Origin of the sequence: Streptomyces misionensis, assembly GCF_900104815.1 — a bacterium.
GTDB classification, from domain to species: domain Bacteria; phylum Actinomycetota; class Actinomycetes; order Streptomycetales; family Streptomycetaceae; genus Streptomyces; species Streptomyces misionensis.
Window position 1 is genome coordinate 3,633,454 of the sequence record NZ_FNTD01000004.1, and the last position, 25,760, is coordinate 3,659,213.

Consider the following 25,760-nt stretch of genomic DNA (forward strand, 5'->3'; position numbering starts at 1 on the left):
GGCGCCGTCAGGCGCCGGGGCCCTTCCCTTCTCAGCGCTTGGCGACGAACACATGGGAGGCGATGTCCGCCTCCAGCTCGGCGGCCTCGCCGCCGCTGCCCACCAGCACGCCACCGGCCGACTCGGTCACGCTCACCACCGAGCCGGGCTGCACCCCGGCCCGCCGCAGCGTGTACATCAGCTGGGCGTCCATCTGGATGGGCTCGCCGATGCGGCGCACGACGACAGTCTTGCCGTCCGTGCCCGCGTCCAGGTCGGCCAGCGAGACCATGCTCTCGTCCAGGAACGGGTCGGCGCCGTCCTTCTCGCCCAGCTCCTCCAGGCCCGGGATCGGGTTGCCGTACGGCGACTCGGTCGGGTGCCGCAGCAGCTCCATGACGCGGCGCTCCACGGCCTCGCTCATCACGTGCTCCCAGCGGCAGGCCTCCGCGTGCACCTGCTCCCACTCCAGGCCGATCACATCGACCAGCAGGCACTCGGCCAGCCGGTGCTTGCGCATCACACGCGTGGCCAGCCTGCGGCCCTCGTCGGTCAGCTCCAGATGGCGGTCGCTGGCCACGGAGACCAGGCCGTCACGCTCCATCCGCGCCACCGTCTGGCTCACCGTCGGCCCGCTCTGGTCCAGCCGCTCCGCGATGCGGGCGCGCATGGGGACGACGCCTTCCTCCTCCAGTTCGAGGATGGTGCGGAGATACATCTCCGTGGTGTCGATCAGTCCGGACATACGTGCCCCTCGATTACCTCTGCCGGCACCCGGCGCGTGCGCTGGCCCTGGCACCAATTCTGCCGGATCCCACTGACAAGCGGGCGGCAGCGGGGACAACGGGCGGGTTCGGGCGGGCGGGCGAACGACCGGGTGCGGGCGCGCCGCGGGCGGCCGGGCCCGCACCCGGTCGTTCGCGGACCGGCACCGCCCCGCGAGCGCCGTCCGGCCCGCGGCGCCGCGACCGCACGCGGCGAACCGCGTCGCCGTATTGACACCGCACTGGTCCAGACCGCACGGTGATCCGCGACACAGACGCTGCGAAGGGGCACCGCATGAGCGACGGCACGCCTGCCGACCTGTTCTTCGACGCCGCCATCAACCTCCTGCAACGGCTCCGCGAGGAGGAGGCCGGGGCGATCGGGGCCGCCGCCGCGCTGCTCGCCGACACCGTCGCGGACGGCGGCCGCCTGTTCGCCTTCGGCGCCGGCCACTCCTCGCTCGCGGCCCAGGACGTCGTCTACCGGGCCGGCGGCCTCGCGCTGATGAACCTGCTCGCCGTGCCCGGCGTCGTGGGCGTGGACGTCACCCCCGCCACCCTCGGCTCCGCCCTGGAGCGCGTCGACGGCCTCGCGAGCGCCGTCCTCGACACCTCCCCGCTCCGCGCGGGCGACGCCCTCGTGATCATCTCCCTGTCGGGCCGCAACGCCCTGCCCGTGGAGATGGCCCAGCGCGCCCGCGCCCTCGGCGTCAAGGTGATCGCCGTGACCTCGGTCGCCTACGCGGCGCAGACGACGTCCCGGCACTCCTCCGGCACCTTCCTGAAGGACCACTGCGACCTGGTCCTCGACTCCAAGATCGCGGTCGGCGACGCGGAACTCACCCTCGACACCATCCCGGCCCCCTTCGCCCCCGCCTCCACCGTGGTCACCACGGCCCTGATGCAGGCCGTCATGGCCACCACCGCCGCCCTCCTCGCCGACCGCGGCATCGAGCCGCCGCTGCTGCGCTCCGGCAACGTGGACGGCGGCCACGACTGGAACAACCGGGTGATGGACCGGTACGGCGACCGGATCTTCTACCGCCGCTGACCGCCGGCGCCGGCCGCGCGGCCCGCGCCTACCGCTCCCCCGCCAGGTCCAGCGCCGCCGCTATCCGCAGCGCCACGTCCTCGGCGTAGGCCGCGTCGGAGCGCTCGAAGGGGGTACGGGCGGCGCCGCGCAAGAAGGTCACGACCCCCAGGGTGCGGCCCCGGCTGCGCAGCACCGCGCACAGCGCGTGCACCGCGTCGCCGGGCCACTGCCGGCGCAGCGCCCACTCCCGGGCCAGCTCGGCCGGCACCGACCCGGCCTCCGCCCGCACGCACCCGGTGCGCTCCACGCAGCTCAGCGCCGGATGCCCCGGCTCGTAGCGCACGGGCAGCCCGGCGGCCCCGGTGAGCACACAGGGCCCCGGCGCCCCGGCGGGCGTGGCGGCGAGCCGGACCAGCCGGACCGCCCCGCCGGCGCCGGCGGTCGGCGCCACCCGGTCGATCAGCGCGTGGTCGGCGAACCCGGCGAGGGCGAAGTCGAGGTGGACGGTGGCCGCCTCCAGCGGGTCCTCGCACTCGGCGGCGGCACGGCCCGCGCGGTGCAGCTGGTTGGTGCGGAACCGCAGCAGCGCCGCCTCCTGCTCGCCCCGCTTGGCCTCGGTGATGTCCCGGAAGAGCCAGCCCACCCCGAGCGGCACCGGCTCCTCGGCGAGCGGCGAGGTCAGCGGCAGGAAGGCGTTGCGCCAGCACCGCCGCCGCTCCTCCCCGCCCTTCGCGGTGCGCAGGGTCACCCACATCTCGGCGGGCGCGGGCGGCGCGCCCTCGGCGAGGACATGGGTGAGCGCGGCCTCCAGCTCCTCCACCCCCTGCGCGAACAGCTCGCCCAGCGGCCGCCCGAGCGCGGAGGTGCGCCCGATGCCCAGGGCCCGCGCGGCGTGCGCGTTGACCACGGCCGGCCGCAGATCGGCGTCGACCAGCACCACGCCCCACTCGGCGTCCTCGAACAGGGCCTCGCTGAGCGCGATCGACCGCTCCAGGTCGATCTGCGCGTGCACCTCGCTGAAGGCGCAGTACACCCCGGCGGGCTCCCCGTCGGGGCCCCGTACGGCGGCGGACTGGGTGCGCACCAGGACCCGCCCGCCGTCCTTGGTCAGCAGCGCGAACTCGTGCACCTGCCGCCCGGGGGCCCGCATCGCCGACAGCAGCCGGGCCTGCACCTCCTGCGCGTCGGCGCTGCGCACGGCCCATCCGGCGAAGCCGTGCCGGCCGACGGCCTCGGCGGCGCTCCAGCCGAGGATCCGCTCGGCCTCGCGGTTCCAGTGGGTGACGACGCCCTCCGCGTCGAAGGCGCACAGGGCCGCGTCCATGCCGTCGAGCAGCGCGGCAAGCAGATCGGACCCACCGGGCTCGCCCGACTCGCCGGGCTCGTCCGGCCCCAGCTCATCGGTGGCCCCACTCCGCCGGGAAGCACTCACCTGGACCCCCTGGACGCCGCATCGGCGCACGTGAAGACGCCTGTTCCGCTCACTGCCCCTCATTCAACTCGAACGTGACGCAGCCCACATCCTGTTCCCTCAAGATGGAGGGAATCAATTCCCCGCTTCCGCGGCCCGAAGCCGCAGGTCGACCCAGACCGCCGGGTCCCCGTCCAGCGTGTACCGGTCGGTCTCGGCGAAGCCGCGCAGCCGGGCGAACCGCAGCCCGTCCGTGTTCGCCGCCAGCACGCAGGTCTCGACGGCCACCGCCCCGAGCGCCCGCGCGTGCTCCAGCGCCTCCGCGTAGACCGCCGTGCCGAACCCACGCCCCCGGAACTCCGGCAGCACCCGGGCGATCACGGTGGCGACCCGCTCCGCCCCCACCGGGGGCCGCACGGTCGAACAGCCCACCAGCTCGCTGCCCAGGTAGGCGTTGGCCAGCCGGTTGCGCGCCCGCCGCCCGCGGGCGTCCGCCAGGGACATCGCGGCGGGCGGTACCACCACGTTGTGCACGTGCCGCCACTGCTCCAGCATGCCGTCGTCCTCGACCGGCGCCATCCGAAGATCCATGCGCGGACGCTACCGAAAAAAAGCGGTTGAGTCCGGGGCGGACGGTTCCTAAGGTGTGGAGCACACGAGAAGGGAGGTGGTTCGGCAGATGTATGAGAACCGGACGCGTGAGGTGGCTGCGGGCTAGCGGCTCGTCACCACACTCTGTGCGGTGCCGGACCAGCACGTGAACGACGCGTGCAGCCGGCCCAATCCCAAGCAGTCACCCGACCCGCGGGCTGCCGGTACGTCCGGCCGGCTCCTCCCCGGAGGAACCCAGCCCGCGGGTCGTCTGCGTCTCCCGGCCCCTCAGGGGCTGAGGCGGTCGACCCCCCAGGTGCCGTCCGGGCGGGCGGTGTAGCGCAGCCGGTCGTGGAGCCGGTTCTCCCGGCCCTGCCAGAACTCGACCGTCTCCGGGATGATCCGGAAGCCGCCCCAGTGCGGTGGCACCGGGACCTGTTCGCCCTCGGGGTAGCGCGCCGCCAACTCCGCGTAGGCCGCGTCCAGTTCGGCGCGCGAGGCGATCACCGAGGACTGGGCGCTGGCCCAGGCGCCCAGCTGGGAGCCGTGCGGGCGGCTGCGGAAGTACGCGGTGGTCTCCTCTCGCCCGGTGCGCCGGACCGGGCCGGCGACGATGACCTGCCGGGCCAGCGGATGCCAGGGGAAGAGCAGCGAGACGCGCGGGTTCGCCGTCAGATCGCGGCCCTTGCGGGAGTCGTAGTTGGTGTAGAAGACGAAGCCCTCGGTGTCGAACCTCTTCATCAGGACCGTGCGTGAGCTGGGGCGCCCCTCGGCGTCCGCGGTGGAGACGACCATGGCGTTGGGCTCGTAGAGCGTGCCGTGCAGGGCCGCTCGGGCCGCGTCCTCGAACCAGCGTGCGAACTGGTCCATGGGGTGGGTGGCGAGGTCCTGTTCGGTGAGTCCTTCGGCCCGGTACTGCTTGCGCATGGCGGCGGGATCGAGGACGGGATCCAGGAGTGGTTCGCGGTCGGTCACGCGGTCATCTTGCCGTATCTCCCGACCGTGGCACTGAGTGTCGTCAAGTCTCCCCAAGCGTGGCACGCGGGGTTATCGTGCTGGTTCCGAGCCGCGCCCGACCCATCACGAGGAGCCGCTGATGTCCGAGTTCGTACCCGGGCTCGAAGGAGTCGTAGCGTTCGAGACGGAGATCGCCGAGCCGGACAAGGAGGGCGGCGCCCTGCGCTACCGGGGCGTCGACATCGAGGACCTGGTCGGCCACGTCTCCTTCGGCAACGTGTGGGGGCTGCTGGTCGACGGCGCCTTCAACCCCGGCCTGCCGCCCGCCGAGCCGTTCCCCATCCCGGTGCACTCCGGCGACATCCGCGTGGACGTCCAGTCGGCGCTGGCCATGCTCGCCCCCGTGTGGGGCCTGAAGCCGCTGCTCGACATCGACGCGGAGCAGGCGCGCGAGGATCTGGCGCGGGCCGCGGTCATGGCGCTGTCCTACGTCGCCCAGTCCGCGCGCGGGCAGGGGCTGGCGATGGTGCCGCAGCGGGAGATCGACAAGGCGAAGACGGTCGTGGAGCGGTTCATGATCCGCTGGCGGGGCGAGCCGGACCCCCGGCACGTCGCCGCGGTCGACGCGTACTGGACCTCCGCCGCGGAGCACGGCATGAACGCGTCCACCTTCACCGCCCGGGTCATCGCCTCCACCGGCGCGGACGTCGCCGCCGCCCTGTCCGGCGCCGTCGGCGCCATGTCCGGCCCGCTGCACGGCGGCGCGCCGTCCCGGGTGCTGGGGATGATCGAGGAGATCGAGCGCACCGGGGACGCGGCGGGTTACGTCAAGCGGGCCCTGGACCGGGGCGAGCGGCTGATGGGCTTCGGGCACCGCGTCTACCGGGCCGAGGACCCGCGGGCGCGCGTCCTGCGGCGCACGGCGCGGGAGCTGGGGGCGCCGCGGTTCGAGGTGGCGGAGGCGCTGGAGAAGGCCGCGCTGGAGGAGCTGCACAACCGCCGGCCCGACCGGGTGCTGGCCACGAACGTGGAGTTCTGGGCGGCGATCATGCTGGACTTCGCCGAGGTGCCGGCGCACATGTTCACCTCGATGTTCACCTGTGCCCGAACGGCGGGGTGGTCGGCGCACATCCTGGAGCAGAAGCGGACCGGCCGCCTGGTGCGGCCTTCGGCGCGGTACGTGGGACCGGGGGCGCGCCGTCCGCAGGACATCGAGGGGTACGCGGACATCGCCCGCTGAGCGGGCCGCCCGGGGCGCGGACCGGTGGTGGCCGCCCGCGCCCCTCGGGGGACCGGTCAGGCCGGGGTCAGCAGGGCGGAGTGGTGCCGCTCGGCCACCAGCGGATGCGCCCGCAGCTTGCCCTTGAGTTCGTTGTAGCCGTACTCGGCGAACAGCGGGTTCGTCGGGTCGGTGGTGACGCCGGGGGCCTCGGGCGCGTGGGGGAAGGGCAGGGGGGCGACCCTGGCGTCCAGGCGGGGGTTGTAGAAGAACGGCACGGAGAAGCGCTCCGTCGCTCCGGGCGGGCTGACCACGCGGTGGTTGGTGGCGAGGAGGTAGCCGTTGGTGGCGACCTCCAGCAGCTCGCCGAGGTTGACGACGAACGCGTCCTCGATGGGCGGTACGTCGTGGAAGCGGCCGTCCTCGCGCTGCACCTGGAGGCCGCCGACGGTGTCCTGGAGGAGCAGGGTGAGGAAGCCGTAGTCCTTGTGCGCGCCGACGCCCTGGTCGGTGCCGTCGCCCGCGCTGCCGGGGTAGCGGACCAGCTTGAGCTGCGGGTGGGCCCCGTCGCCGAAGACCGGGTCGTAGAAGTCGGCCGGGGCGCCGATGGCGGTCAGCAGTTCGTGCAGCAGCCGCCGGGCGACCGCGCCGAGCCGGTCGATCCAGGCGAGGGCCGCGGTGCGCAGCTCGGGCAGCGCGGCGGGCCACTGGTTGGGGCCCTGGAGCCACCAGTACGGCGGCTCGCCGGGACCGGGGACGCGGGCGGGGCGTTCGGCGCCTATGTCGAGCTGGTCGCGCCAGTCGCGGGCGCCGCCGGTGCGCTCGTCGCCGGTGCGCGTGTAGCCGCGGAAGTGCGGGGAGTTGACGTTGTCCAGGGCCAGCCGATCGGCCTCGGGGAGGGCGAAGAAGGCGCGCATGGCGGTGAGCAGCGCGTCCTTCTCGGCGGCCGGCACGCCATGCCCGACCAGCTGGAAGAAGCCGACGTCGTGCGCGGCGGCGTGCAGCCGGTCGTGCAGCAGGGCCCGCTCCCGGGGGCCGCGATCCGCGGCCGAGAGGTCGATCACGGGCAGTTGGTCGTACGTCGCGGTGGTCGCGTGGTGCGAAGTCATGGTGTGTCCGCAGGGTGTACGGGGCACGGTTCGGCCGCGTCAGGGTAGGCGGCCCCGCGTGCCGGACAAGGGAGTGGTGCAGGAGGATTCGGGGCTGGTCAGGCGCGGTGGCGCCGACAGCCCGTGCTCGTGACGCGCACGTAGTCCACGTGGCGGCGGCGAACGAGCATCAAAAGCATGCGCACAGCGTACTGCGCGCACCGGAATCCGCGTGTGTCCCGGCTCACTGGCTCACCGCTCACCGCTCACCGCTCAGAGGTTGCCCCACACCAGCACCGTGCGGTGGCCGCCCAGCGCCCCGGCGACCGTCGCACGGAAGTCGTCGGTGAACTCCGACGGCCCCCGCCGACAACGGCCGGTGCCGCCGCTTGCACGCCTCAGCCGAGCGCGCCGTCGACCAGCCGCGCCCACTGCGCCACCACCCGCTCCCGGCGCGCCGTGTCGTCGGTGAGGACGTTGGCGAGGCCGAGGCCGCGGGCCATGTCGAGCAGGCCCTGGACGGTTTCGCGGACGCCGGGGCGGGACTCGTCGGCACCGAGGAGGTCGACCGCGATGCGGTGCGTCTCGCGGCCGACGCGGGCCTCCAACTCGGTGACCCGCCCGCGTAGTTGCTCCTCGTTGGAGGCGGCCACCCACAGCTGGAGGGCGGCCCGGAAGAGGGGGCCGGTGTAGAGGTCGACCAGGGCGCTGACGACGGCCCGCCGGTCGCCCGCCGCGCCCTCGGGGAACAGGGCGCGCAGCGCGCTGGAGCGTTCCTCGGCGACGTACTCGACGGCCGCGGTGAACAGGTCCTCGCGGGTGGGGAAGTGGTGCTGGGCGGCGCCCCGGGAGACCCCGGCGCGTTCGGCGACGACGGCGACGGTCGAGCCCGCCCAGCCGTGTTCGGCGAGGCAGGCGACGGCTGCCTCCAGGAGCCGCTGCCGGGTGACCCGGCTGCGGTCCTGCTTGGGCAGACGGTCGCGGTCGGCCGTCGTCCTCATCTGGTCACACCACCCATGCCGGATCCCGTTTCTCCAGGAAGGCCGTCATCCCCTCCCGCGCCTGGCCGGAGGCGAACAGCCGGGCCGAGAGCGCGGTCAGCTCCGCCGCGTCCCGGTCGAACGTCTCCAGCACCCTAGCCGTGAGCAGCCGTTTCGTCTCCGCCAGGGCCTCGGGCGCGGAGCGGCGCAGCCCGTCCAGGATGGGGGCCAGGGCCTCGTCCACGTCGTCCGCCGCGGCGGTGAGCAGCCCGGTGCGCACCGCCTCGTCGGACCCGAAGCGCTCCCCGGTGAGGTAGTGGCGGGCGAGGGCGCGCGGGTCGGCGCGCGGCAACAGGGGCAGCGAGATCACCGCCGGGGCCACGCCGATGCGGACCTCGGTGAAGGCGAAGGTGGCGGCGCGGGAGGCGATGGCCATGTCGCAGGCGGCCAGCAGTCCGAGGCCGCCCGCCCGGACGTGTCCGGTGACCCGGGCGACCACCGGTTTGGGCAGTTCGACCAGTTGCCGCAGCAGCCCGACCAGCGCCCGCGGCGGCGGTGGCTCGCGCAGGTCGGCGCCGGCCGAGAAGGTGTTGCCGGTGTGGGTGAGGACGACGGCCCGTACGCCCGGGTCCTCGCCGCAGTCGGCCAGCGCGTCGGCGAGCGCGGCGACGAGGCTCGCGGACAGCGCGTTGCGCCGGTCGGCGGCGTCCAGGCTGAGGGTCTCGACGCCGCGGGTCCGCGCGCGTCCGATCGGTACGGTCATGCCTGCTCCCTGAGCTGTCGACGCGGGATCTTTCCAGAGGCGGCGCGCGGCACCGGGCGGCCCGCGGCTCAGTACGACTTGGGCAGACCCAGGGTCTGGTGGGAGACGTAGTTGAGGATCATCTCCCGGCTGACCGGGGCGATACGGGCCACGCGCGCGGCCGTTATCAGCGAGGCGAGCCCGAACTCGCGGGTGAGCCCGTTGCCGCCGAGGGTGTGCACGGCCTGGTCGACGGCCCGCACACAGGCCTCCCCGGCCGCGTACTTGGCCATGTTGGCGGCCTCGCCCGCGCCGATGTCGTCGCCCGCGTCGTACAGGTGGGCCGCCTTCTGCATCATCAGCCGGGCCGTCTCCAGCTCGATGTGCGCCTGCGCGAGGGGGTGGGCGATGGCCTGGTGGGCGCCGATGGGCGTCTTCCAGACGGTGCGGTCGCGGGCGTACTCGACGGCCCTGGCGAGGGCGTACCGGCCCATTCCGACGGCGAACGCGGCCGTCATGACGCGCTCCGGGTTGAGCCCGGCGAACAGCTGGAGCAGCCCCGCGTCCTCGTCGCCCACGAGCGCGTCGGCGGGCAGCCGTACGTCGTCCAGCACCAGCTCGAACTGCTTCTCCGCGGCGCTCAGTTCCATGTCGATCGGCCGCTTCTGGAAGCCGGGCGCGTCCGTCGGCACGATGAACAGGCAGGGCTTGAGCCGTCCGGTGCGGGCGTCCTCGGTGCGGCCGACGATCAGCACCGCGTCGGCCATGTCCACCCCGGAGATGAAGACCTTGCGGCCGGTGAGCAGCCAGTCGGTGCCGTCGCGGCGGGCCGTGGTGGTGATGCGGTGGCTGTTGGAGCCGGCGTCGGGCTCCGTGATGCCGAAGGCCATCAGCCGGGAGCCGTCGGCGAGCCCCGGCAGCCAGTCCCGCTTCTGCGCCTCGGTGCCGAAGCGGGAGATCACGGTGCCGCAGATGGCGGGGGAGACGACGAGCATGAGCAGCGGCGATCCCGCGGCGCCCAGTTCCTCGAGCACGATGGCGAGTTCGGTGATGCCGCCGCCCCCGCCGCCGTAGGCCTCCGGCAGGTTGACGCCGAGGTAGCCGAGCCTGCCGGCCTCGGACCAGAGTTCGGTGAGGGGCTTGCCCGCGGCGACGGTGCGGGTGAGGTAGTCGCGGCCGTAGCGGGTGCCGAGGGCGGACACCGCCGATCGGAGTGCCTTGTGCTCTTCGGATTCGATGAGGGTGGTCATGCGATTCCTCCGCGTGCGGGTGGTGGGTGGTTGCTCGCGCGGTGCGTCGCGCCGCTTACTCCGGCCGCACCACCGCCAGCAGCAGGCCGGGCTCCACCTGCTGTCCCGGCTCGGCGTGCAGCGCGGCGAGGACGCCCGCGGCGGGGGCCGAGATCTGGTGCTGCATCTTCATCGCCTCCAGCCAGATCAGGGGCTGGCCGGCCGCCACGGCCGCCCCCTCCGCCAGGCCCTCGGCGATGCGTACGACCGTGCCGGGCATGGGGGCGAGCAGGGAGCCCGGGGCGAGCTGGGCGGCCGGGTCGGGGAACCGCGGCAGCGCCGTCAGCCGGGTGCCGTCGACGTACACCTGGTCCCCGTACCGGGCCACCTCGAACGTCCGCCGCACGCCGTCCACTTCGAGGACGACCGTGCTCGCGTCGACGCGCACGATCCGCACCCCGTCGGCGGCCGGGCCGCGTCTCGTGTGCCGGTAGCGGACCTCCACCTCCTGGCCCGCCACCTCGTACCGCTTGCTCTGCGGCCGGGCGGGCAGGTTGCGCCAGCCGCCGAAGCGGGAGCGGCCGTGGGCGTCGGCGAGGGCGGCGGCGAGCGGGGCGTGCGGGTCGGGGGCGGGCGCGGTGAGTGCGGGAAGGTGGCGGTCGTAGAAGCCGGTGTCCATGCGGCCGCCGGTGAACTCCTCGTGCCGCAGGGAGCGCACGAGCAGATCGCGGTTGGTGACCGGGCCGTGCAGCACCGCCGCCTCCAGCGCGCCCGCGAGCCGCCGGATCGCCTCCGCCCTGGTGGGGGCGTGGGCGACGGCCTTGGCCAGCATCGGGTCGTAGTGGACGCCGATGGTGTCGCCGTCGGTGTAGCCGGTGTCGAGGCGGACGCCCGGCGGCACGGCGATGCGGTGCAGGGTGCCGGTCTGCGGGGCCCAGTCGCGGGCGGGGTCCTCGGCGTAGAGGCGGGCCTCGATCGCGTGCCCGCGCGGGCGGGGCGGGTCCTTCTCCAGGGCGCGGCCCTCGGCGATCCGGATCTGCTCGGCGACCAGGTCGATCCCGAACACCGCCTCGGTCACCGGGTGTTCGACCTGGAGGCGGGTGTTCATCTCCAGGAAGTGCGCGCGGCCGTCGGCGACCAGGAACTCGACGGTGCCGGCGCCGACGTAGGAGACGGAGCGGGCGGCGCGCACGGCCAGCGCGCGCAGCTCGTTCGCGAGCCGGTCGGGCAGCCCGGGCGCCGGGGCCTCCTCGACGACCTTCTGGTGGCGGCGCTGGAGGGAGCAGTCGCGGGTGCCGAGCGGCCACACGGTGCCATGGGTGTCGGCGAGGATCTGCACCTCGATGTGGCGGCCGTGCTCGATGTACGGCTCCACGAAGACCTCGCCGTCCCCGAACGCGCTCGCGGCCTCCGCGCGCGCCCCCTCCAGAGCGGCGGGCAGCTCGTCCAGGCGGCGCACGACGCGCATTCCGCGCCCCCCACCGCCCGCCGCCGCCTTCACCAGCACCGGGAGGTCCCCCTGGGTGACCTCCCCCAGGGGTTCCAGGCCCATCAGCCGCTTGGCGCGCGTCTTGGACGCCATGGCCTCGATGGCCTCCGGGGACGGCCCGATCCAGGTCAGGCCGGCGGCCAGGACGTCGCGGGCGAAGCCGGGGTGCTCGGAGAGGAAGCCGTAGCCGGGGTGCACGGCGTCCGCGCCGGCCGCCAGGGCGGCCCGCACGATGAGGTCGCCGCGCAGATAGGTGTCGGCGGGCGCCGCGCCCGGCAGCCGCACCGCCGTGTCCGCCAGCCGGGTGTGCAGGGCGTGCTCGTCGGCGTCCGAGAACACGGCGACCGTACGAATGCCGAGGCCGGCGCAGGTGCGGAAGATCCGGCAGGCGATCTCGCCCCGGTTGGCGACCAGCAGAGTCTGGATCATGGACCTCACATCCGGAAGACGCCGAAGCCACCGCGCGCGCCCTCGTAGGGGGCGGTGTGGATGGCGGAGAGGCACAGGCCGAGGACGGTGCGGGTGTCGCGCGGGTCGATGACGCCGTCGTCGTACAGCCGCCCGGACAGGAACAGGGGCAGCGACTCGGACTCGATCTGCTGCTCCACCATGGCGCGCAGGGCCGCGTCCGCGTCCTCGTCGTACGGCTGCCCCTTCGCCGCCGCCGACTGCCGGGCGACGATCGACAGCACGCCCGCCAGCTGCTGCGGCCCCATGACGGCGGACTTGGCGCTGGGCCAGGCGAACAGGAAGCGCGGGTCGTAGGCGCGGCCGCACATGCCGTAGTGCCCGGCGCCGTAGGACGCGCCCATGAGCACGGACAGGTGCGGAACGCGGCTGTTGCTGACCGCGTTGATCATCATGGCGCCGTGTTTGACGATGCCGCCCTGCTCGTACTCCCTGCCGACCATGTAGCCGGTGGTGTTGTGCAGGAACAGCAGCGGGATGTCCCGCTGGTTGGCGAGCTGGATGAACTGGGCGGCCTTCTGCGACTCCTCGCTGAACAGGACGCCCTGGGCGTTGGCGAGGATGCCGACGGGGTAGCCGTGCAGGGCCGCCCAGCCGGTCACCAGGCTGGTGCCGTACAGCGGTTTGAACTCGTCGAAGTCGGAGGCGTCCACGATCCGGGCGACGACCTCGCGCGGGTCGAAGGGTGTCCTGAGGTCGCCGGGGACGATGCCCAGCAGTTCCTCGGGGTCGTGCTCGGGCGGCTCGGCGGGTCCCGGATCGCCGTACGCCTTGCGGTGGTTGAGCCGGGCCACCACCCGCCGCGCCTGCCGCAGGGCGTCCGCCTCGTCCACGGCGAAGTAGTCGGCGAGCCCGGAGCGGCGGGCGTGCATCTCGGCGCCGCCGAGGGACTCGTCGTCGCTCTCCTCCCCGGTGGCCATCCTCACCAGCGGCGGCCCGCCGAGGAACACCTTGGCCCGCTCCTTGACCATGATCACGTGGTCGGACATGCCGGGGACGTAGGCGCCCCCGGCGGTGGAGTTGCCGAAGACGACGGCCACGGTCGGGATTCCGGCGGCGGACAGCCGGGTGAGGTCCCGGAACAGGGCGCCGCCCGGGATGAAGATCTCCTTCTGCGACGGCAGGTCGGCGCCGCCGGACTCCACCAGGCTGATGCAGGGCAGCCGGTTGGCGAGGGCGATGTCGTTGGCGCGCAGGGCCTTCTTCAGGGTCCACGGGTTGCTGGCGCCGCCGCGCACGGTCGGGTCGTTGGCGGTGATCAGGCACTCCACGCCCTCGACCACCCCGATCCCGGTGACGAGCGAGGCGCCGACGGTGTACTCGCTCCCCCAGGCGGCCAGCGGCGACAGCTCCAGGAACGGCGTGTCCGGGTCGAGCAGCAGCTCGATCCGCTCCCGGGCGAGCAGCTTCCCCCGGTCGCGGTGCCGTCGCACGTACTTCTCGCCGCCGCCCGCGAGCGCCTTGGCGTGCTCGCCCTCCAGCTCGGCGAGCTTGGCGAGCATGGCCTCGCGGTTGGCCCGGTAGGCGGGGCCGGCCGGGTCCAGGGCCGAGGTCAGGACGGTCACAGCAGCACCTCCGGGATGTCCAGCCGGCGGGAGCGCAGCCATTCGCCGAGCGCCTTGGCCTGCGGATCGAAGCGGTGCCGGGAGGCGACACCGGCGCCGAGGATGCCCTCGACGACGAAGTTCAGGGCCCGCAGACGGGGCAGCACGTGCCGGGTGACCGGCAGTTCGCGGCTCTCCGGGACCAGCTCCCGGAACCTCTCGACGGTCAGCTCGTGGGCGAGCCACCGCCATGCCTCGTCGGTACGGACCCACACCCCCACGTTGGCGTCGCCGCCCTTGTCCCCGCTGCGGGCCCCGGCGACGGCCCCCAGGGGTGCGCGCCGGGCCGGGCCGGGCGGGAGGGGCTCGGGCGGCGGCGGGGGCGGCACGGCCTCAAGGGGCCGGGTCCCGGGCGGCGGTGCGACGGTCCGGACCCGCCCGCCCGGACCGGGCAGGACGGCCGTGTGGGTCACGGCGTCCCGGGGCACGTACACGTCCTCGAAGATCCCGTAGGGCTCCCCCTTGCCGGGCGGGGCCGCCACGTGGAACCCGGGATAGCTGGCCAGCGCCAGCTCCACCGCCGCCCCGCTCAGCGCCCGCCCCACGACCCGCTGGTCCGGGTCCCGTACGACGAGCCGCAGCAGGGCGCTGGCGGTCTCCTCGGTGCCGGCGTCCGGCCGGTCGGTGCGCACCAGTTCCCAGCGGACCTCGGCGGGCGGCGAGACGGCCAGGTGGTCCGTCAGCTGGCCGCGCACCAGCTCGGCCTTGGCCTCGATGTCGAGGCCGGTGAGGACGAAGACGACCTCGTTGCGGAAGCCGCCGAGCCGGTTGACCCCGACCTTGAGCGTCGGCGGCGGCGCCTCCCCGCGCACCCCCTCGATCCGCACCCGGTCCGGTCCGTCCTGGCGCAGCCGGACGCTGTCCAGCCGGGCGGTGACATCGGGCCCCGCGTACCGGGCGCCCCCGGTCTCGTAGAGCAGTTGGGCGGTGACCGTGCCCACGTCCACGAAACCGCCGGTGCCGGGGTGCTTGGTGATGACGCTGCTGCCGTCCGCGTGGATCTCGGCGAGCGGGAAGCCGGGCCGCCGCACGTCCCCCTCCCGGAAGAACGCGTAGTTCCCGCCGGTCGCCTGCGTCCCGCACTCCAGGACGTGCCCGGCGACGACGGCCCCGGCCAGTTCGTCGTACTGCCCCGGCCCCCAGCCGAAGTGGGCGGCGGCGGGCCCGGTGACGAGGGCCGCGTCGGTCACCCGCCCGGTGACCACGACGTCCGCGCCGGCCCGCAGGCACTCGGCGATCCCGAACCCGCCGAGGTAGGCGTGGGCGGCGAGGGCGCCGGGGTGGGCGGCGGTCAGATCGTCGCCGGTCACCTGGGCGACGCGCAGGGGGATGCCGAGCTTGCGCGCCAACTCCTCTATGCGCTCGGCGAGTCCGGCCGGGTTGAGGCCGCCCGCGTTGGTGACGATGCGCACCCCGCGCTCCCGGGCGAGGCCGAGGCAGTCCTCCAGCCGGCGCAGGAAGGTGCGGGCGTACCCGGCCGAGGGGTCCTTCAGCCGGTCGCGGGCGAGGATCAGCATGGTGAGTTCGGCGAGGTAGTCGCCGGTGAGGACGTCGAGTTCGCCGCCGGTGAGCATCTCGCGCAGGGCGTCGGACCGGTCGCCGTAGAAGCCGGAGAAGTTGCCTATGCGCAAGGGGTTCACCGGGCGGCTCCCTTCGGCGGGCGGCCGCTGCCGGGCGGTCCCGCGAAGGCCTGGGCGATGTCCAGCCAGCGGTCCGCGTCCGGGCCCTCGGCGGTCAGCGCGAGGTCGTCGCGGTGCGCACGCCGGGTGACGAGGAGGCAGAAGTCGAGGGCGGGGCCGGTGACGCGCTGGGCGGCGTCCTCGGGGCCGTACGTCCACACCTCCCCGGACGGCGCGGTGAGCCGGACGTGGAACTCCTCGGCGGGCGGGGTGAGCCGGTGCACGCCGTAGGCGAAGTCCCTGGTCCGCACGCCGAGCCGGACGATGTGCCGGATGCGGTCGGTGGGGGCGGGGGTGACACCGAGCGCCTCGGCGACGTCCAGGCCGTGGGCCCAGGTCTCCATCAGGCGGGCGGTGGCCATGGAGGCGGCGGCCATGGGCGGCCCGAACCAGGGGAACCGGGCACCGGGGGCGGCGGCGCGCAGGGCCCGGTCGAGGGCGTCGCGCCCCGTCCGCCAGGTCGCCAGGAGTTCCCCGGACGGCAGTCCGGCCCCCTCCTGCGCGCCCTCGTCCACGAAGGAGTCGATCGCGGCGAGCGCCTTCTTGGCCAGGGCCTGGAAGGCGTCGGCGTCGGTGACGGCGGCCAGCGCCGCGCGGTCGGTCCAGGCGAGGTGGGCGATCTGGTGGGCGACGGTCCAGTGGGGCGCGGGAGTGGGGAGCGCCCACTGCCCGGGCGTCAACCGGGCCACCAGCCGGTCCAGTCGGGCACTCTCGGCACGCAGGTCGTCGATGACGGGCGTCGGGTCGGCCATGGGGGGAGCATGGCAGCGCCCCGGGAAACAATCAAGCGTGCTTGCATGATTTTTCGAGGGCCCGCGGGCGCGGGGCCGGTGGCCGGTCGTTCAGGACAGCAGGGCGGCCAGGGTCTCGGTGAACGAGTGCGCGGAGTGGTCGGCGTGCTCCCGGATCCGCGCGGCCACGGCGGCGGCGCCCCCGCCCTCCACGAGGCGGACGATCCGGTCGGCCCGGCGCGCGTGCCCCTCGGGGCTGTCCGGGACGGTGGTGAGGTAGAAGTCGGCGGCGTCGTACGCCATGTGGAAGACGTGCTTCTTCACATCGCTGAGGGTCAGGTAGTCGTCGTCGGTCGTCGGCACCGGCTCGGGGGCGCCGACACAGACCACCGGGGTGCCGGCGCCCCACGCGTTGACGGCGAGGTGGTAGGTGTCGGTGACGACGAGGCGGTAGCGGGGCAGCACGCCGATCAGGTCGCCGACGGTGGGGTCACCGGGGCGCCGCGCGATGTGCTCGGCCCGCGGGGGGACGTCCCGGTCGAACCACGGGACCCATTCCAGGGGCGCGCCGAACCGCTCGGCGAGCCCCTGGCAGAAGCCGGGCAGCCAGTCGGGGATCTCGGTCCGGGCGCCGAGGAACACCCCGATGGCGCCGCCCTGCGGGAGGTCCTGGGACCAGGGCGTGACCGGGAGGTGGCCGAGATCGCCGGGGCGGTTCAGCAGGGCGGCGTCGGAGCCGAAGTGGTCCGTCGTACGGTCCCCGCGCAGCTGCGCGAGCTTGGCCGCGGACAGGGGGTCGCGCACCCAGACCCGGCGGCTGCGCGTCATCAGCCGCGTGAACAGCGGGCCGTACTCCTTGTCCTCGTAGTCGGACTGCGTGTTGTGCAGGATCGTCCCGCCGTAGCTGAGGGTGCGCGAGAGCAGTTCGTCGGGCTGGTCGGCCAGCAGCAGCGTCCGGTTGAGCAGGGCCCGGGCGGCGCCCCGGTCCTCGGCGAAACCGAAGTCGAGCAGCCGGTTGGTGGCGTCCTGGGCGAGGTAGTGCCGGGCGTGCAGGAAGTCGCCCCAGAACACCACGGCGTCGTGCTCGCGCAGGTCGTCGACCTCGTCGATCAGCGACCGGAACCGGAACGGGAACGCGTGCCCGCGCGCCCCCGGCCGCAGCGCCACGGTCTCCGGCGCGTGCAGCGTGTACCAGTTCGCCTCGATCCCGCCCCCCATCCGCCGCCGCATGGTCTCGAAGGCCAGGTCGACGGTCAGCATTCCGGTGTTGCGGTAGCCGATGTTGGGCGCGGTGATGACGGCGACACGTGCCATGCGTTCGTTTCCCCTACCTGTAACCGCCGCCCCTGGGCGCGACGCGGACGCTCTGTGCCAACGTACACATCCGCGCCCCCGGTTGAACGGCCAGGTCACCGCCCCTTCCGGACAATTTCCGGGCGCCCCGGGCTCACGCCTCCGGGGCCGGGGGCGGCGTCCTGACGCGGGAGACCTGGGTGCGGACCGCGCCGATGCTGGCCGCGATGACCAGGGCGATCGCGGCGGCCTCGGCGGCCGAGAGGGCCTGGCCGAGGATGAGGAAACCGGCGGCGGCGGCGAGGGCGGGTTCCAGGCTCATCAGGATGGCGAAGGTGGCGGCGGGCAGGCGGCGCAGGGCCAGCAGTTCGAGGGTGTAGGGCAGGACCGAGGAGAGCAGGGCCACCGCCGAGCCGAGGCCCAGGGTCGTGGGGTCGAACAGACGGCTGCCGGACGTGGCGATGCCCAGCGGCAGGATCAGCAGGGCCGCGACCGCCATGGCCAGTGCCAGGCCGTCCGCCTGCGGGAAGCGGCGTCCCGTGCGGGCGCTGAAGACGATGTACCCCGCCCACATCGCACCCGCGGCCAGCGCGAAGACCACGCCCACCGGGTCCACGCCGCCGAAGCCCCCGCCGCCCAGCAGGAACACACCGCCCAGCGCCAGGGCCGCCCACAGCGCGTTGATCGCGCGGCGGGAGGTCAGCACGGAGAGGGTCAGCGGGCCGAGCACCTCGAGGGTGACGGCGGCGCCGAGCGGGATGCGCGCCACGGCCTCGTAGAAGAGGCCGTTCATGCCGCCCATGACGACACCGAAGGCGATCACCGTGCCCCAGTCGGCGCGCGAGTGGCCGCGCAGCCGGGGGCGGCAGACCAGGAGGAGGACCACGGCCGCCGCGCACAGCCGGAGGGTCACCACGCCGAGCGCGCCGGCCCTCGGCATCAGGGTCACCGCGAGGGCGCCGCCGAACTGCACCGAGACGCAGCCGGCCAGCACCAGCCCGACCGGGCCGAGCGAGCCGAGACGGCCCGGGGCCCGCGGGGGCACGGGCGTCTTCGCGGACGACGCGGAGGGGGCGCTGGGGGTGTTGACGGTGCTCACGGCGGTCCTGGTGCTCGGATCAGATCATGTACAGCTCCCTGTACTACCGAGTCCAGGGTAGTAGACCTCCGTCAGGGGTGTGAACCGGCCATGGGCCTGTCCTGGATGGTGAGATGGGCTCTTCTCGCATGCCGGGCCACCTTCCCGGCGGTCCTCTTCAGCGGCGCGTCATATACATGTCCAGCGCCTTGTGCAGCAGCCGGTTCAGCGGGAAGTCCCACTCGCCCACGTACTCCGCGGCCCCGCCGCCCGCGCCCACCTTGAAGCGGAGCAGGCCGAGGAGGTGGTTGGACTCCTCTAGGGTGTCGGTGATGCCCCGGAAGTCGTAGACGTGGGCGCCCAGCTCATGGGCGTCGCACATCATCCGCCACTGCATCGCGTTGTTGGGCTGCACCTCGCGCTTGCGGCTGGTGGAGGCGCCGTAGGAGTACCAGACGTGGCCGCCGACGACCAGCATCGTGGCCGCGGCGAGCACCTCGCCGTCGTGGTGGGCGAGGTACAGCCGCATCCGGTCGGGGTCCTCGGTGGTGAGCGCCGTCCACATGCGCTGGAAGTACGACAGCGGGCGCGGGACGAAGCGGTCCCGCTCCGCGGTCTCCGCGTAGAGGCCGTGGAAGACCGGCAGGTCGTCGTAACCGCCCCGGACGACCTTCACCCCGGCCTTCTCGGCCTTCTTGATGTTGCGCCGCCACTGCTGGTTGAGCCCGCGGTGGATGTCCTCCAGCGACCGCCCGGCGAACGGGACCTGGCAGACGTAGCGGGGCTGGCCCGCGGCGAAGCCGTCCTCGCCGCCGGGCTCGGTCTGCCGCCAGCCCATCCGGCGCAGCCGGTCGACGAGGGCGAGCGCGGCCGGCTCCTGCGAGGTCGGCGGCACGTCCCGCAGCCGGTGCGCCCCCGGGTCGGCGATGGCGGCCTTGACCGCGTCCGGACTCCACCGCCGCACGACCACCGGCGGCCCCATCTTCACCGAGAAGGCGCCCCGGCGCTTGAGGTGGGCCAGCATCGGCTCCAGCAGCCGCTCCAGGTCGGGCGTGTCCCAGTCGATGACCGGGCCCTCGGGCAGATAGGCCAGGTACCGCTTCAGCTTGGGCAGCGGTCTGAGCAGCACCAGCCCCACCCCGACGAGCCGCCCGTCCGCCTCGAACCAGCCCAGGCTCTCCGCCTGCCAGTCGCGCTTCACGTCTCCCCAGGACGGCAGCTGGAGATGGCTGGCCGAGGGGCGGGCCGCCACGAAGGCGAGGTGTTCGGCCCGGGTGACCGGACGGACGGTGACGCTCATGGACGTGGCTCCTTCACGGTGCGCGGATCACCTCAACCTATGGAAACAGCGTCCGGCTGCCGGGCCGTCACTTCCCTTCCCCCTCGCGCCTCGTGTCGTCGTCCAGCGCCTCGGCCAGCACCTCCGCCAGGTGCCGGCCGCGGGTCCCGGCCAGTTGCTCCAGCTGGGTGCGGCAGGAGAAGCCGTCGGCCAGGATCACGGTGTCCTCGGACGCCTCGCGTATCGAGGGCAGCAGCTGGTCCTCCGCGCAGGCCCGGGAGACCTCGAAGTGGCCCTTCCGGAAGCCGAAGTCGCCCGCCAGTCCGCAGCAGCCGCCGGAGAGTTCACCGGTCAGGCCCGCGGCGGCGCGCAGGCCGCGGTCCGGGGTGTCGCCGAGGACCGCGTGCTGATGGCAGTGGGTCTGACCGGCGACGGGGCGGTCGACGGCGGGCGGGGTCCAGTGCGGCGCGTGCTGCTCCAGCACCTCGGCGAAGGTGCGCACGGCCGAGGCGAGCCGGGGGGCGCGCGGGTCGTCGTGCAGGAGTTCCGGGAGGTCGGTGCGCAGGGCCGCCGCACAGCTGGGTTCCAGGACGACGACCGGCACGCCCGCCGCCAGCACCGGCTCCATCAGGTCCAGCGTGCGCCGCAGCACGGTGCGGGCGCGGTCGAGCTGGCCGGTGGAGAGGTAGGTCAGACCGCAGCAGACCCGGGCCCGGCGGACGGTGAGCAGGGCGGCGGCCGAGACGGGCCGGCCGCCGCGGGCGATGCCTCCCCGGCCGGGCAGCAGCGTCGGCGGCAGGGCCACCCTGAGCCCGGCGGCCTCCAGGACCCGGACGGCGGCCCGGCCGACCGAGGGGGACAGGTGCTCGGTGAAGGTGTCCGGCCAGAGCACCACCAGGTCACCGGACCGGGAGACGGGTCCGCGGCGCCGCCACCAGCCGGTGAAGGTCCGCGACGCGAGGCGGGGCAGCCGGCGCTCGGGGGCGATGCCGCCGAGCCGTTTCGCGGCGGCGGCCAGGGGCGGGACGGAGGCCAGCGCGTTGAGCAGGGGGGCCGTGCGGGTGCGGGCGACCCAGCGCAGCCACTCGGGCAGCCGGCCCATGCTGTGGTGGGCGGCGGGGCGCCGGCGGCCCGCGTAGTGGTGGTGCAGGAACTCGGCCTTGTAGGTGGCCATGTCGACGCCGACCGGGCAGTCCGTGCGGCAGCCCTTGCAGGAGAGGCAGAGGTCGAGGGCGTCGCGGACCTCGGTGGAGCGCCAGCCGTCGGTGACCAGTTCCCCCGCCAGCATCTCGTGCAGCAGCCGGGCGCGGCCCCGGGTGGAGTGCTCCTCCTCGCCGGTCGCGCGGAAGGACGGGCACATCACGGCGGGTCCCGCCGCCGTGGCCGTACGGCACTTGGCGACGCCGACGCAGCGGCGGACGGCCGCACGGAAGTCGCCGCCGTCGGCCGGGTAGCCGAAGGCCACCTCGACGGGTTCCCTCGGCAGCACCGAGAAGCGCAGGCCGGCGTCCAGCGGGGCGGGGCGGACCAGCATGCCGGGGTTGAGCAGGTCGTCGGGGTCCCAGACGGCCTTGGCGCGCTCGAAGAGCCGGACGGTCTCGGCGCCGTACATGCGCGGCAGCAGTTCGGCGCGGGCCTGGCCGTCGCCGTGCTCCCCGGACAGCGAACCGCCGTGGGCCACCACCAGGTCGGCCAGTTCCTCCGAGAAGCGCCGGAAGCGGCCGATGCCGGGGGCGGTGAGCAGGTCGAAGTCGATGCGGACGTGGATACAGCCGTCGCCGAAGTGGCCGTACGGGGTGCCGCGCAGGCCGTGGGACGTCAGCAGGGCGCGGAAGTCGCGCAGATAGGCGCCGAGCCGGGCGGGCGGCACCGCGCAGTCCTCCCAGCCGGGCCAGGCCTCGGAGCCGTCCGGCATCCGTGTCGCCGTGCCGCTCGCGTCCTCGCGGATGCGCCACAGGGTCCGCTGGGCGGCGGGGTCGGTCACCACGAGGGAGTCGACCACGTCGGCCGCGCGGACGATCGCCTCCGCGCGGGCCCGGGCCTCCGCCCGGGACGCGCCGCCCGTCTCAACGAAGAGCCAGGCGCCGCCCCGGGGCAGTCCCGCGCCCGACGGCACCAGGTCGGCGGCCATGCCCTCCACGGTGAGCGGGCCGTGGGGCAGCAGGCCGGCGGCGGCCTCGGCGGCGGCCCCCTCGTCGCCGTACCCCAGCACCGCCAGGGCGTGGGCGCGGGGTGCCTCGACCAGGCGGACGACCGCCTCGGTGAGGATGCCGAGGGTGCCCTCGGAACCGCAGAAGGAACGGGCCACGTCGGCGCCCTTCTCGGGGAGCAGCGCGTCCAGCGCGTACCCGGAGATGCGCCGGGGCAGGTCGGGGAAGCCGGTGCGCAGCCGGGCGAACTCGCCCCGCGCCAGCTCGCGCAGCCCCTCGGGGGCGCCCGCCCAGTCCCGGCCGAGCCGCAGCCGCCGGCCGCGCGCGGTGAGGACGGACAGCTCCCGCACGTTGTCCGCGGTGGTTCCCCAGGCGACCGAGTGGGAGCCGCAGGAGTTGTTGCCGATCATCCCGCCGAGGGTGCAGCGGCTGTGGGTGGAGGGGTCGGGACCGAAGCGCAGGCCGTGCGGGGCGGCGGCACGCTGGAGGCGGTCGAGGACGAGGCCGGGCTGCACGACGGCGGTGCGGGTGCCCGGGTCCAGCTCCAGCAGGCCGTTCATATGGCGGGTGAAATCCAGTACGACGCCTGTACCGGTCGCCTGACCGGCGATCGACGTACCTCCGCCGCGGGCCACCACCGGCACGCCGCGCGCCCGGCACACGCCGAGGACCGCCGCCACGTCGTCCGCGTCCCGGGGGGCCACCACTCCCGCCGGGACGCGCCGGTAGTTGGACGCGTCCATCGTCACGAGCGCCCGGGCGGTGGCGTCGAAGCCGACCTCGCCCCGGACGCACCCGCGCAGTTCCGCTTCGAGACCCGAGTGATCCGTCATGCGTCCAGGATGCATCCGATCACCGACCGTCACCGGAAGTTGTCCACAGGCTCGGCCTGATCGTCGTACGACCCGACAAGTCCGTGTCCTGGTGATCTCGTCTCATCCGACGGACACGGTTCCGTCCCGTTTCGCCCAGCCGATACCCTCCGAGACGTGGCCGACATCCAGATTCCCGCTGACATCAAGCCCGCCGACGGACGCTTCGGTGCGGGCCCCTCCAAGGTGCGGACCGAGGCGCTGGACGCCCTCGCCGCCACCGGAAGCTCCCTGCTCGGCACCTCCCACCGCCAGGCGCCCGTGAAGAACCTGGTGGGGAAGGTCCGCGAGGGGATCTCCGAGCTGTTCTCCCTGCCCGAGGGCTACGAGGTGATCCTCGGCAACGGCGGCTCCACCGCCTTCTGGGACATCGCCACCCACGGACTGATCGACAACAAGTCCCAGCACCTCAACTTCGGCGAGTTCTCCTCCAAGTTCGCCAAGGCGGCCAAGCTCGCGCCCTGGCTCGCCGAGCCGACCGTGATCGCCGCCGACCCCGGCACGCACCCGGAGCCCAGCGCCGAGGCGGGCGTCGACGTCTACGCCTTCACCCACAACGAGACCTCCACCGGTGTCGCCATGCCCATCCGCCGGGTGACCGGCGCCGACGAGGGCTCCCTCGTCCTGGTCGACGCCACCTCCGGCGCGGGCGGCCTGCCGGTGGACGTCACCGAGACCGACGTCTACTACTTCGCCCCGCAGAAGTCCTTCGCCTCCGACGGCGGCCTGTGGATCGGCGTCTTCTCCCCCGCCGCGATCGAGCGCGCCGAACGCGTCCACGCGTCCGGCCGGCACATCCCCGAGTTCTTCTCGCTGCCCACGGCGATCGACAACTCCCGCAAGAACCAGACGTACAACACCCCGGCCCTCGCCACGCTCTTCCTGCTGAACCAGCAGCTGGAATGGCTCAACGGCCAGGGCGGCCTGGACTGGGCGACGGCCCGTACGAAGGACTCCGCCACCCGCCTCTACAACTGGGCCGAGGAGTCGAAGTACGCGACCCCGTTCGTCACCGACCCGGCCAAGCGGTCCCAGGTCATCGGCACGATCGACTTCTCCGACGAGATCGACGCCGCCGCCGTGGCCAAGGTGCTGCGCGCGAACGGCATCGTGGACACCGAGCCCTACCGCAAGCTCGGCCGCAACCAGCTGCGCATCGCCATGTTCCCGGCGATCGACCCGGCGGACGTCGAGGCACTGACCAAGTGCGTCGACTACGTGATCGAGAAGCTCTGACCTCTCGGCACGCCGACGAAGGGCGCCCGCTACGGCTGGGCGCCCTTTGCCTTACGGGCCCCCGATTCCCCCGACCTCCCAGCACCTTTCCCTCACCTCCCGCGGCGCCGCCGCCTTCCCGCCGCGACCAGGGCCACCAGTACGACGGCGATCGCGGCCGCGCCGAGGGGGAGGCTCTTGTTTCCGGGGGTGTGGGTGCCGGACGAGCCGTTGCCCGTCGACGGGGAGCCGCCGCCGGGGCGGTCGGGGGCGTCCTTGGCGACCACCGCGCTGTCGGCGCCCTCGCTGCTGTACAGCAGCTTCGTGCCGTCGTCGGAGTAGGTGACGCCCTCGCCCTGGCCCTGGAGGGGGACGTCGAGGGTGCCGGCACGTTTGATGTGGCCGTCGTTCCAGGCGTAGTAGATGCCGCCGAGGTAGCCGCGCACGGCGAGCTGCCGGCCGTCGGGGGAGAACGCCGCGTCGGTGGCCCACAGGTCGATCGGGGCGATGGGCTTGAAGACGTTGCTGCCCGTGGTGGACAGGGTGGCCGGGCCCTCGTAGAGGTGGCCGCCGTTCTCCTTCTTGTCGATGATGTAGACGCGCCCGGTCTTCGGGTGCACGACCATCGACTCGGCGTTGCGCGGCCCGTCGGCGTACTTCACCACGTACTGCGTGGCCGTGATCGTCTGGTCCTCGAGCACCTTCGGCTCCGGCAGCCGGTAGATCCAGACATAGGGCCAGCGCCCGTCGAAGTTGTCGCCGATGTCCCCGACGTAGATCTCGTCGTGCGGCCCGATGGAGATCGCCTCGACGTCGCGCGGGGAGCCGACGCCCCGCAGTGTCACGCGGGCCACGGTCCGCCCGGTCCGGCTGTCGACGGCGTAGATGTACGGCCCGTCGCCGCTGTCGTTGTGCGTCCAGTAGATGCCGGGGTGCAGACGGGAGGCGGCGAGCCCGCTGGACTCGGCGATCCTCGGGTCCTTGAGGGTGAACCCCTGGTCGCCGGCCCCCTCGGCGGCGGAGGCGGGCAACGCGCAGGCGCCGGCCAGCAGGACGGCGGCGAGCAGGGCGAACGGTCGGCGCATGGGCCAAGACTGCCATTCCCGCCGGGCGTTCGGCCCTCCGCCCGGGCCGCCCGCGCCCGCACGTGGCGGGCCTCACACGGCCCCGCATCCCACCCCGCGGCCGTGATCGTCCATGATGAGCGGATGCTCAGGTTCATGCCCGTGGGCGACTCCATGACGATCGGGAGCGCGGGCGAACACACATGGCGTCACCGGCTGTGGCAGCTCCTTCGCCGTACGCACGACCCCGACGTCACGCTCGTCGGCCCGCGCGAGACGCTGTACGACAAGCAGTCCGGCGAGCCGACGTCCCTCGACTACGCCGACCCCGATTTCCCCCGCGCCCACCTCGCGGGCTGGGGCGAGGGCTGGCTGCACATGGCCCCGCTGATCGGCGGGGCGGTCCGGGAGTGCCGGCCGGACGTCCTGCTCGTCTCGCTCGGCCTGATAGACCTCGGCTTCTACACCAACGCCGAGCAGACCGCCGAGAACGTCCGGGCCTTCATCGCCGCCGCCCGGGACGCCGACCCGCGCGTCCGCATGGTGCTGTTGCCGGTGATCCCCAACGTCCGCGCCGAGACGGACGCCCCCTTCGCCGAGCAGGTGGACCTCTTCAACGTCCTCCTCGCCAAGGCGGCCGCCGACCTGGACGAGCCCCGGTCGCCGATCCTGCTGGCGTCCCGGCCCGCCGCGTACGACATCCACGTCGACACCTACGACGGCACCCACCCCAACGCCAGCGGCGAGCAGCGGATCGCGGAGGCGTTCGCCGGGGCGATGCGGGAGGCGTGGGGGATCGGGCAGACGTAGGACCGACGTCGACACGACCACCACCGCGCTCGGTC

At 74.0% G+C, this 25,760-nt stretch carries 21 protein-coding genes; 4 read left to right on the forward strand and 17 right to left on the reverse strand.

Annotation, left to right across the window (positions count from 1 at the left end; translation table 11 throughout):
• Positions 1 to 31: 31 nt before the first annotated feature.
• Positions 32 to 724: an iron-dependent transcriptional repressor DtxR gene (locus BLW85_RS18045; RefSeq protein ID WP_070023905.1), complete on the reverse strand. Its 693-nt coding sequence runs from the start codon at positions 722 to 724 to the stop codon at positions 32 to 34.
• A gap of 314 nt (positions 725 to 1,038) precedes the next feature.
• On the opposite strand from BLW85_RS18045, the gene BLW85_RS18050 reads away from it, so the two are divergent.
• The gene (locus BLW85_RS18050; RefSeq protein ID WP_070023907.1) at positions 1,039 to 1,794 is read left to right on the forward strand and encodes an SIS domain-containing protein; all 756 of its coding nucleotides are present in this window, start codon (positions 1,039 to 1,041) and stop codon (positions 1,792 to 1,794) included.
• A 28-nt stretch (positions 1,795 to 1,822) separates the two neighbouring features.
• On the opposite strand, the gene BLW85_RS18055 is transcribed toward BLW85_RS18050, so the two are convergent.
• The 3 genes from BLW85_RS18055 to pdxH all read right to left on the reverse strand — a co-directional run bounded on the left by BLW85_RS18055 (position 1,823) and on the right by pdxH (position 4,753).
• Entirely contained in the window at positions 1,823 to 3,208 is a 1,386-nt protein-coding gene (locus BLW85_RS18055) for a PAS domain-containing protein (protein WP_074996116.1), read from the reverse strand.
• 114 nt (positions 3,209 to 3,322) lie between these two features.
• Positions 3,323 to 3,778: a GNAT family N-acetyltransferase gene (locus BLW85_RS18060; protein WP_070023909.1), complete on the reverse strand. Its 456-nt coding sequence runs from the start codon at positions 3,776 to 3,778 to the stop codon at positions 3,323 to 3,325.
• Positions 3,779 to 4,066: 288 nt separating this feature from the next.
• The gene (gene pdxH / locus BLW85_RS18065; protein ID WP_074992595.1) at positions 4,067 to 4,753 is read right to left on the reverse strand and encodes a pyridoxamine 5'-phosphate oxidase; all 687 of its coding nucleotides are present in this window, start codon (positions 4,751 to 4,753) and stop codon (positions 4,067 to 4,069) included.
• A gap of 121 nt (positions 4,754 to 4,874) precedes the next feature.
• Between pdxH and BLW85_RS18070 the strand changes: the two genes are divergently transcribed.
• Entirely contained in the window at positions 4,875 to 5,975 is a 1,101-nt protein-coding gene (locus BLW85_RS18070) for a citrate synthase 2 (RefSeq protein WP_177329891.1), read from the forward strand.
• Between the two features lie 56 nt (positions 5,976 to 6,031).
• Here the strand turns inward: BLW85_RS18070 and BLW85_RS18075 are convergent, their stop codons facing one another.
• From BLW85_RS18075 to BLW85_RS18130, 12 genes are all read right to left on the reverse strand, one after another.
• On the reverse strand, positions 6,032 to 7,063 hold the full coding sequence (locus BLW85_RS18075; protein ID WP_070023913.1) for an isopenicillin N synthase family dioxygenase: 1,032 nt from the start codon (positions 7,061 to 7,063) through the stop codon (positions 6,032 to 6,034).
• Between the two features lie 377 nt (positions 7,064 to 7,440).
• Positions 7,441 to 8,043: a TetR/AcrR family transcriptional regulator gene (locus tag BLW85_RS18080; RefSeq protein ID WP_070023915.1), complete on the reverse strand. Its 603-nt coding sequence runs from the start codon at positions 8,041 to 8,043 to the stop codon at positions 7,441 to 7,443.
• A gap of 4 nt (positions 8,044 to 8,047) precedes the next feature.
• On the reverse strand, positions 8,048 to 8,785 hold the full coding sequence (locus BLW85_RS18085) for an enoyl-CoA hydratase family protein (RefSeq protein ID WP_070023917.1): 738 nt from the start codon (positions 8,783 to 8,785) through the stop codon (positions 8,048 to 8,050).
• Between the two features lie 68 nt (positions 8,786 to 8,853).
• A complete protein-coding gene (locus BLW85_RS18090; protein ID WP_070023920.1) occupies positions 8,854 to 10,014 on the reverse strand; it encodes an acyl-CoA dehydrogenase family protein in 1,161 nt (386 codons plus the stop codon).
• A 55-nt stretch (positions 10,015 to 10,069) separates the two neighbouring features.
• A complete protein-coding gene (locus BLW85_RS18095) occupies positions 10,070 to 11,911 on the reverse strand; it encodes an acetyl/propionyl/methylcrotonyl-CoA carboxylase subunit alpha (protein WP_074992596.1) in 1,842 nt (613 codons plus the stop codon).
• A 5-nt stretch (positions 11,912 to 11,916) separates the two neighbouring features.
• Complete coding sequence (locus tag BLW85_RS18100) at positions 11,917 to 13,515, reverse strand: acyl-CoA carboxylase subunit beta (protein WP_074992597.1); 1,599 nt, start codon at positions 13,513 to 13,515, stop codon at positions 11,917 to 11,919.
• On the reverse strand, positions 13,512 to 15,194 hold the full coding sequence (locus tag BLW85_RS18105) for an acyclic terpene utilization AtuA family protein (RefSeq protein WP_070023926.1): 1,683 nt from the start codon (positions 15,192 to 15,194) through the stop codon (positions 13,512 to 13,514). The genes BLW85_RS18100 and BLW85_RS18105 overlap by 4 nt, the downstream gene beginning before the upstream one ends.
• Positions 15,191 to 15,985: a TIGR03084 family metal-binding protein gene (locus BLW85_RS18110; RefSeq protein ID WP_074992598.1), complete on the reverse strand. Its 795-nt coding sequence runs from the start codon at positions 15,983 to 15,985 to the stop codon at positions 15,191 to 15,193. Before BLW85_RS18110 ends, BLW85_RS18105 begins: the two co-directional genes overlap by 4 nt.
• A 90-nt stretch (positions 15,986 to 16,075) precedes the next feature.
• Positions 16,076 to 17,278 (reverse strand): polysaccharide pyruvyl transferase family protein, encoded by a 1,203-nt coding sequence (locus BLW85_RS18115; RefSeq protein ID WP_070023930.1) that lies wholly within the window; start codon positions 17,276 to 17,278, stop codon positions 16,076 to 16,078.
• A 133-nt stretch (positions 17,279 to 17,411) separates the two neighbouring features.
• Positions 17,412 to 18,356, reverse strand: a complete 945-nt coding sequence (locus tag BLW85_RS18120; protein ID WP_074992599.1) for an EamA family transporter — start codon at positions 18,354 to 18,356, stop codon at positions 17,412 to 17,414.
• Positions 18,357 to 18,513: 157 nt separating this feature from the next.
• Positions 18,514 to 19,635, reverse strand: coding sequence for a lipid II:glycine glycyltransferase FemX (locus BLW85_RS18125; protein WP_070023940.1), 1,122 nt, complete (start codon positions 19,633 to 19,635; stop codon positions 18,514 to 18,516).
• Positions 19,636 to 19,702: 67 nt separating this feature from the next.
• Positions 19,703 to 22,597 carry an FAD-binding and (Fe-S)-binding domain-containing protein gene (locus tag BLW85_RS18130; protein ID WP_074992600.1) on the reverse strand — a complete coding sequence of 965 codons (2,895 nt, stop codon included), beginning with the start codon at positions 22,595 to 22,597 and terminating at the stop codon, positions 19,703 to 19,705.
• 156 nt (positions 22,598 to 22,753) lie between these two features.
• Between BLW85_RS18130 and serC the strand changes: the two genes are divergently transcribed.
• On the forward strand, positions 22,754 to 23,872 hold the full coding sequence (serC, locus tag BLW85_RS18135) for a phosphoserine transaminase (protein WP_074992601.1): 1,119 nt from the start codon (positions 22,754 to 22,756) through the stop codon (positions 23,870 to 23,872).
• A gap of 92 nt (positions 23,873 to 23,964) precedes the next feature.
• On the opposite strand, the gene BLW85_RS18140 is transcribed toward serC, so the two are convergent.
• Entirely contained in the window at positions 23,965 to 24,936 is a 972-nt protein-coding gene (locus tag BLW85_RS18140) for a hypothetical protein (protein WP_074992602.1), read from the reverse strand.
• A 123-nt stretch (positions 24,937 to 25,059) separates the two neighbouring features.
• Here BLW85_RS18140 and BLW85_RS18145 point away from each other — a divergent pair, with 123 nt between their 5' ends.
• Positions 25,060 to 25,725, forward strand: coding sequence for an SGNH/GDSL hydrolase family protein (locus tag BLW85_RS18145; RefSeq protein ID WP_074992603.1), 666 nt, complete (start codon positions 25,060 to 25,062; stop codon positions 25,723 to 25,725).
• Positions 25,726 to 25,760: the final 35 nt, after the last annotated feature.

Coding starts and splice junctions, on each gene's coding strand:
- BLW85_RS18125 (WP_070023940.1), bottom strand. CDS start 19,635: ATGAGCGTCACCGTCCGTCCGGTCACCCGGGCCGAACACCTCGCCTTC.
- BLW85_RS18045 (WP_070023905.1), bottom strand. CDS start 724: ATGTCCGGACTGATCGACACCACGGAGATGTATCTCCGCACCATCCTC.
- BLW85_RS18070 (WP_177329891.1), top strand. CDS start 4,875: ATGTCCGAGTTCGTACCCGGGCTCGAAGGAGTCGTAGCGTTCGAGACG.
- BLW85_RS18060 (WP_070023909.1), bottom strand. CDS start 3,778: ATGGATCTTCGGATGGCGCCGGTCGAGGACGACGGCATGCTGGAGCAG.
- BLW85_RS18050 (WP_070023907.1), top strand. CDS start 1,039: ATGAGCGACGGCACGCCTGCCGACCTGTTCTTCGACGCCGCCATCAAC.
- BLW85_RS18140 (WP_074992602.1), bottom strand. CDS start 24,936: ATGCGCCGACCGTTCGCCCTGCTCGCCGCCGTCCTGCTGGCCGGCGCC.
- BLW85_RS18075 (WP_070023913.1), bottom strand. CDS start 7,063: ATGACTTCGCACCACGCGACCACCGCGACGTACGACCAACTGCCCGTG.
- BLW85_RS18090 (WP_070023920.1), bottom strand. CDS start 10,014: ATGACCACCCTCATCGAATCCGAAGAGCACAAGGCACTCCGATCGGCG.
- BLW85_RS18110 (WP_074992598.1), bottom strand. CDS start 15,985: ATGGCCGACCCGACGCCCGTCATCGACGACCTGCGTGCCGAGAGTGCC.
- BLW85_RS18145 (WP_074992603.1), top strand. CDS start 25,060: ATGCTCAGGTTCATGCCCGTGGGCGACTCCATGACGATCGGGAGCGCG.
- BLW85_RS18130 (WP_074992600.1), bottom strand. CDS start 22,597: ATGACGGATCACTCGGGTCTCGAAGCGGAACTGCGCGGGTGCGTCCGG.
- BLW85_RS18080 (WP_070023915.1), bottom strand. CDS start 8,043: ATGAGGACGACGGCCGACCGCGACCGTCTGCCCAAGCAGGACCGCAGC.
- BLW85_RS18095 (WP_074992596.1), bottom strand. CDS start 11,911: ATGATCCAGACTCTGCTGGTCGCCAACCGGGGCGAGATCGCCTGCCGG.
- BLW85_RS18115 (WP_070023930.1), bottom strand. CDS start 17,278: ATGGCACGTGTCGCCGTCATCACCGCGCCCAACATCGGCTACCGCAAC.
- BLW85_RS18085 (WP_070023917.1), bottom strand. CDS start 8,785: ATGACCGTACCGATCGGACGCGCGCGGACCCGCGGCGTCGAGACCCTC.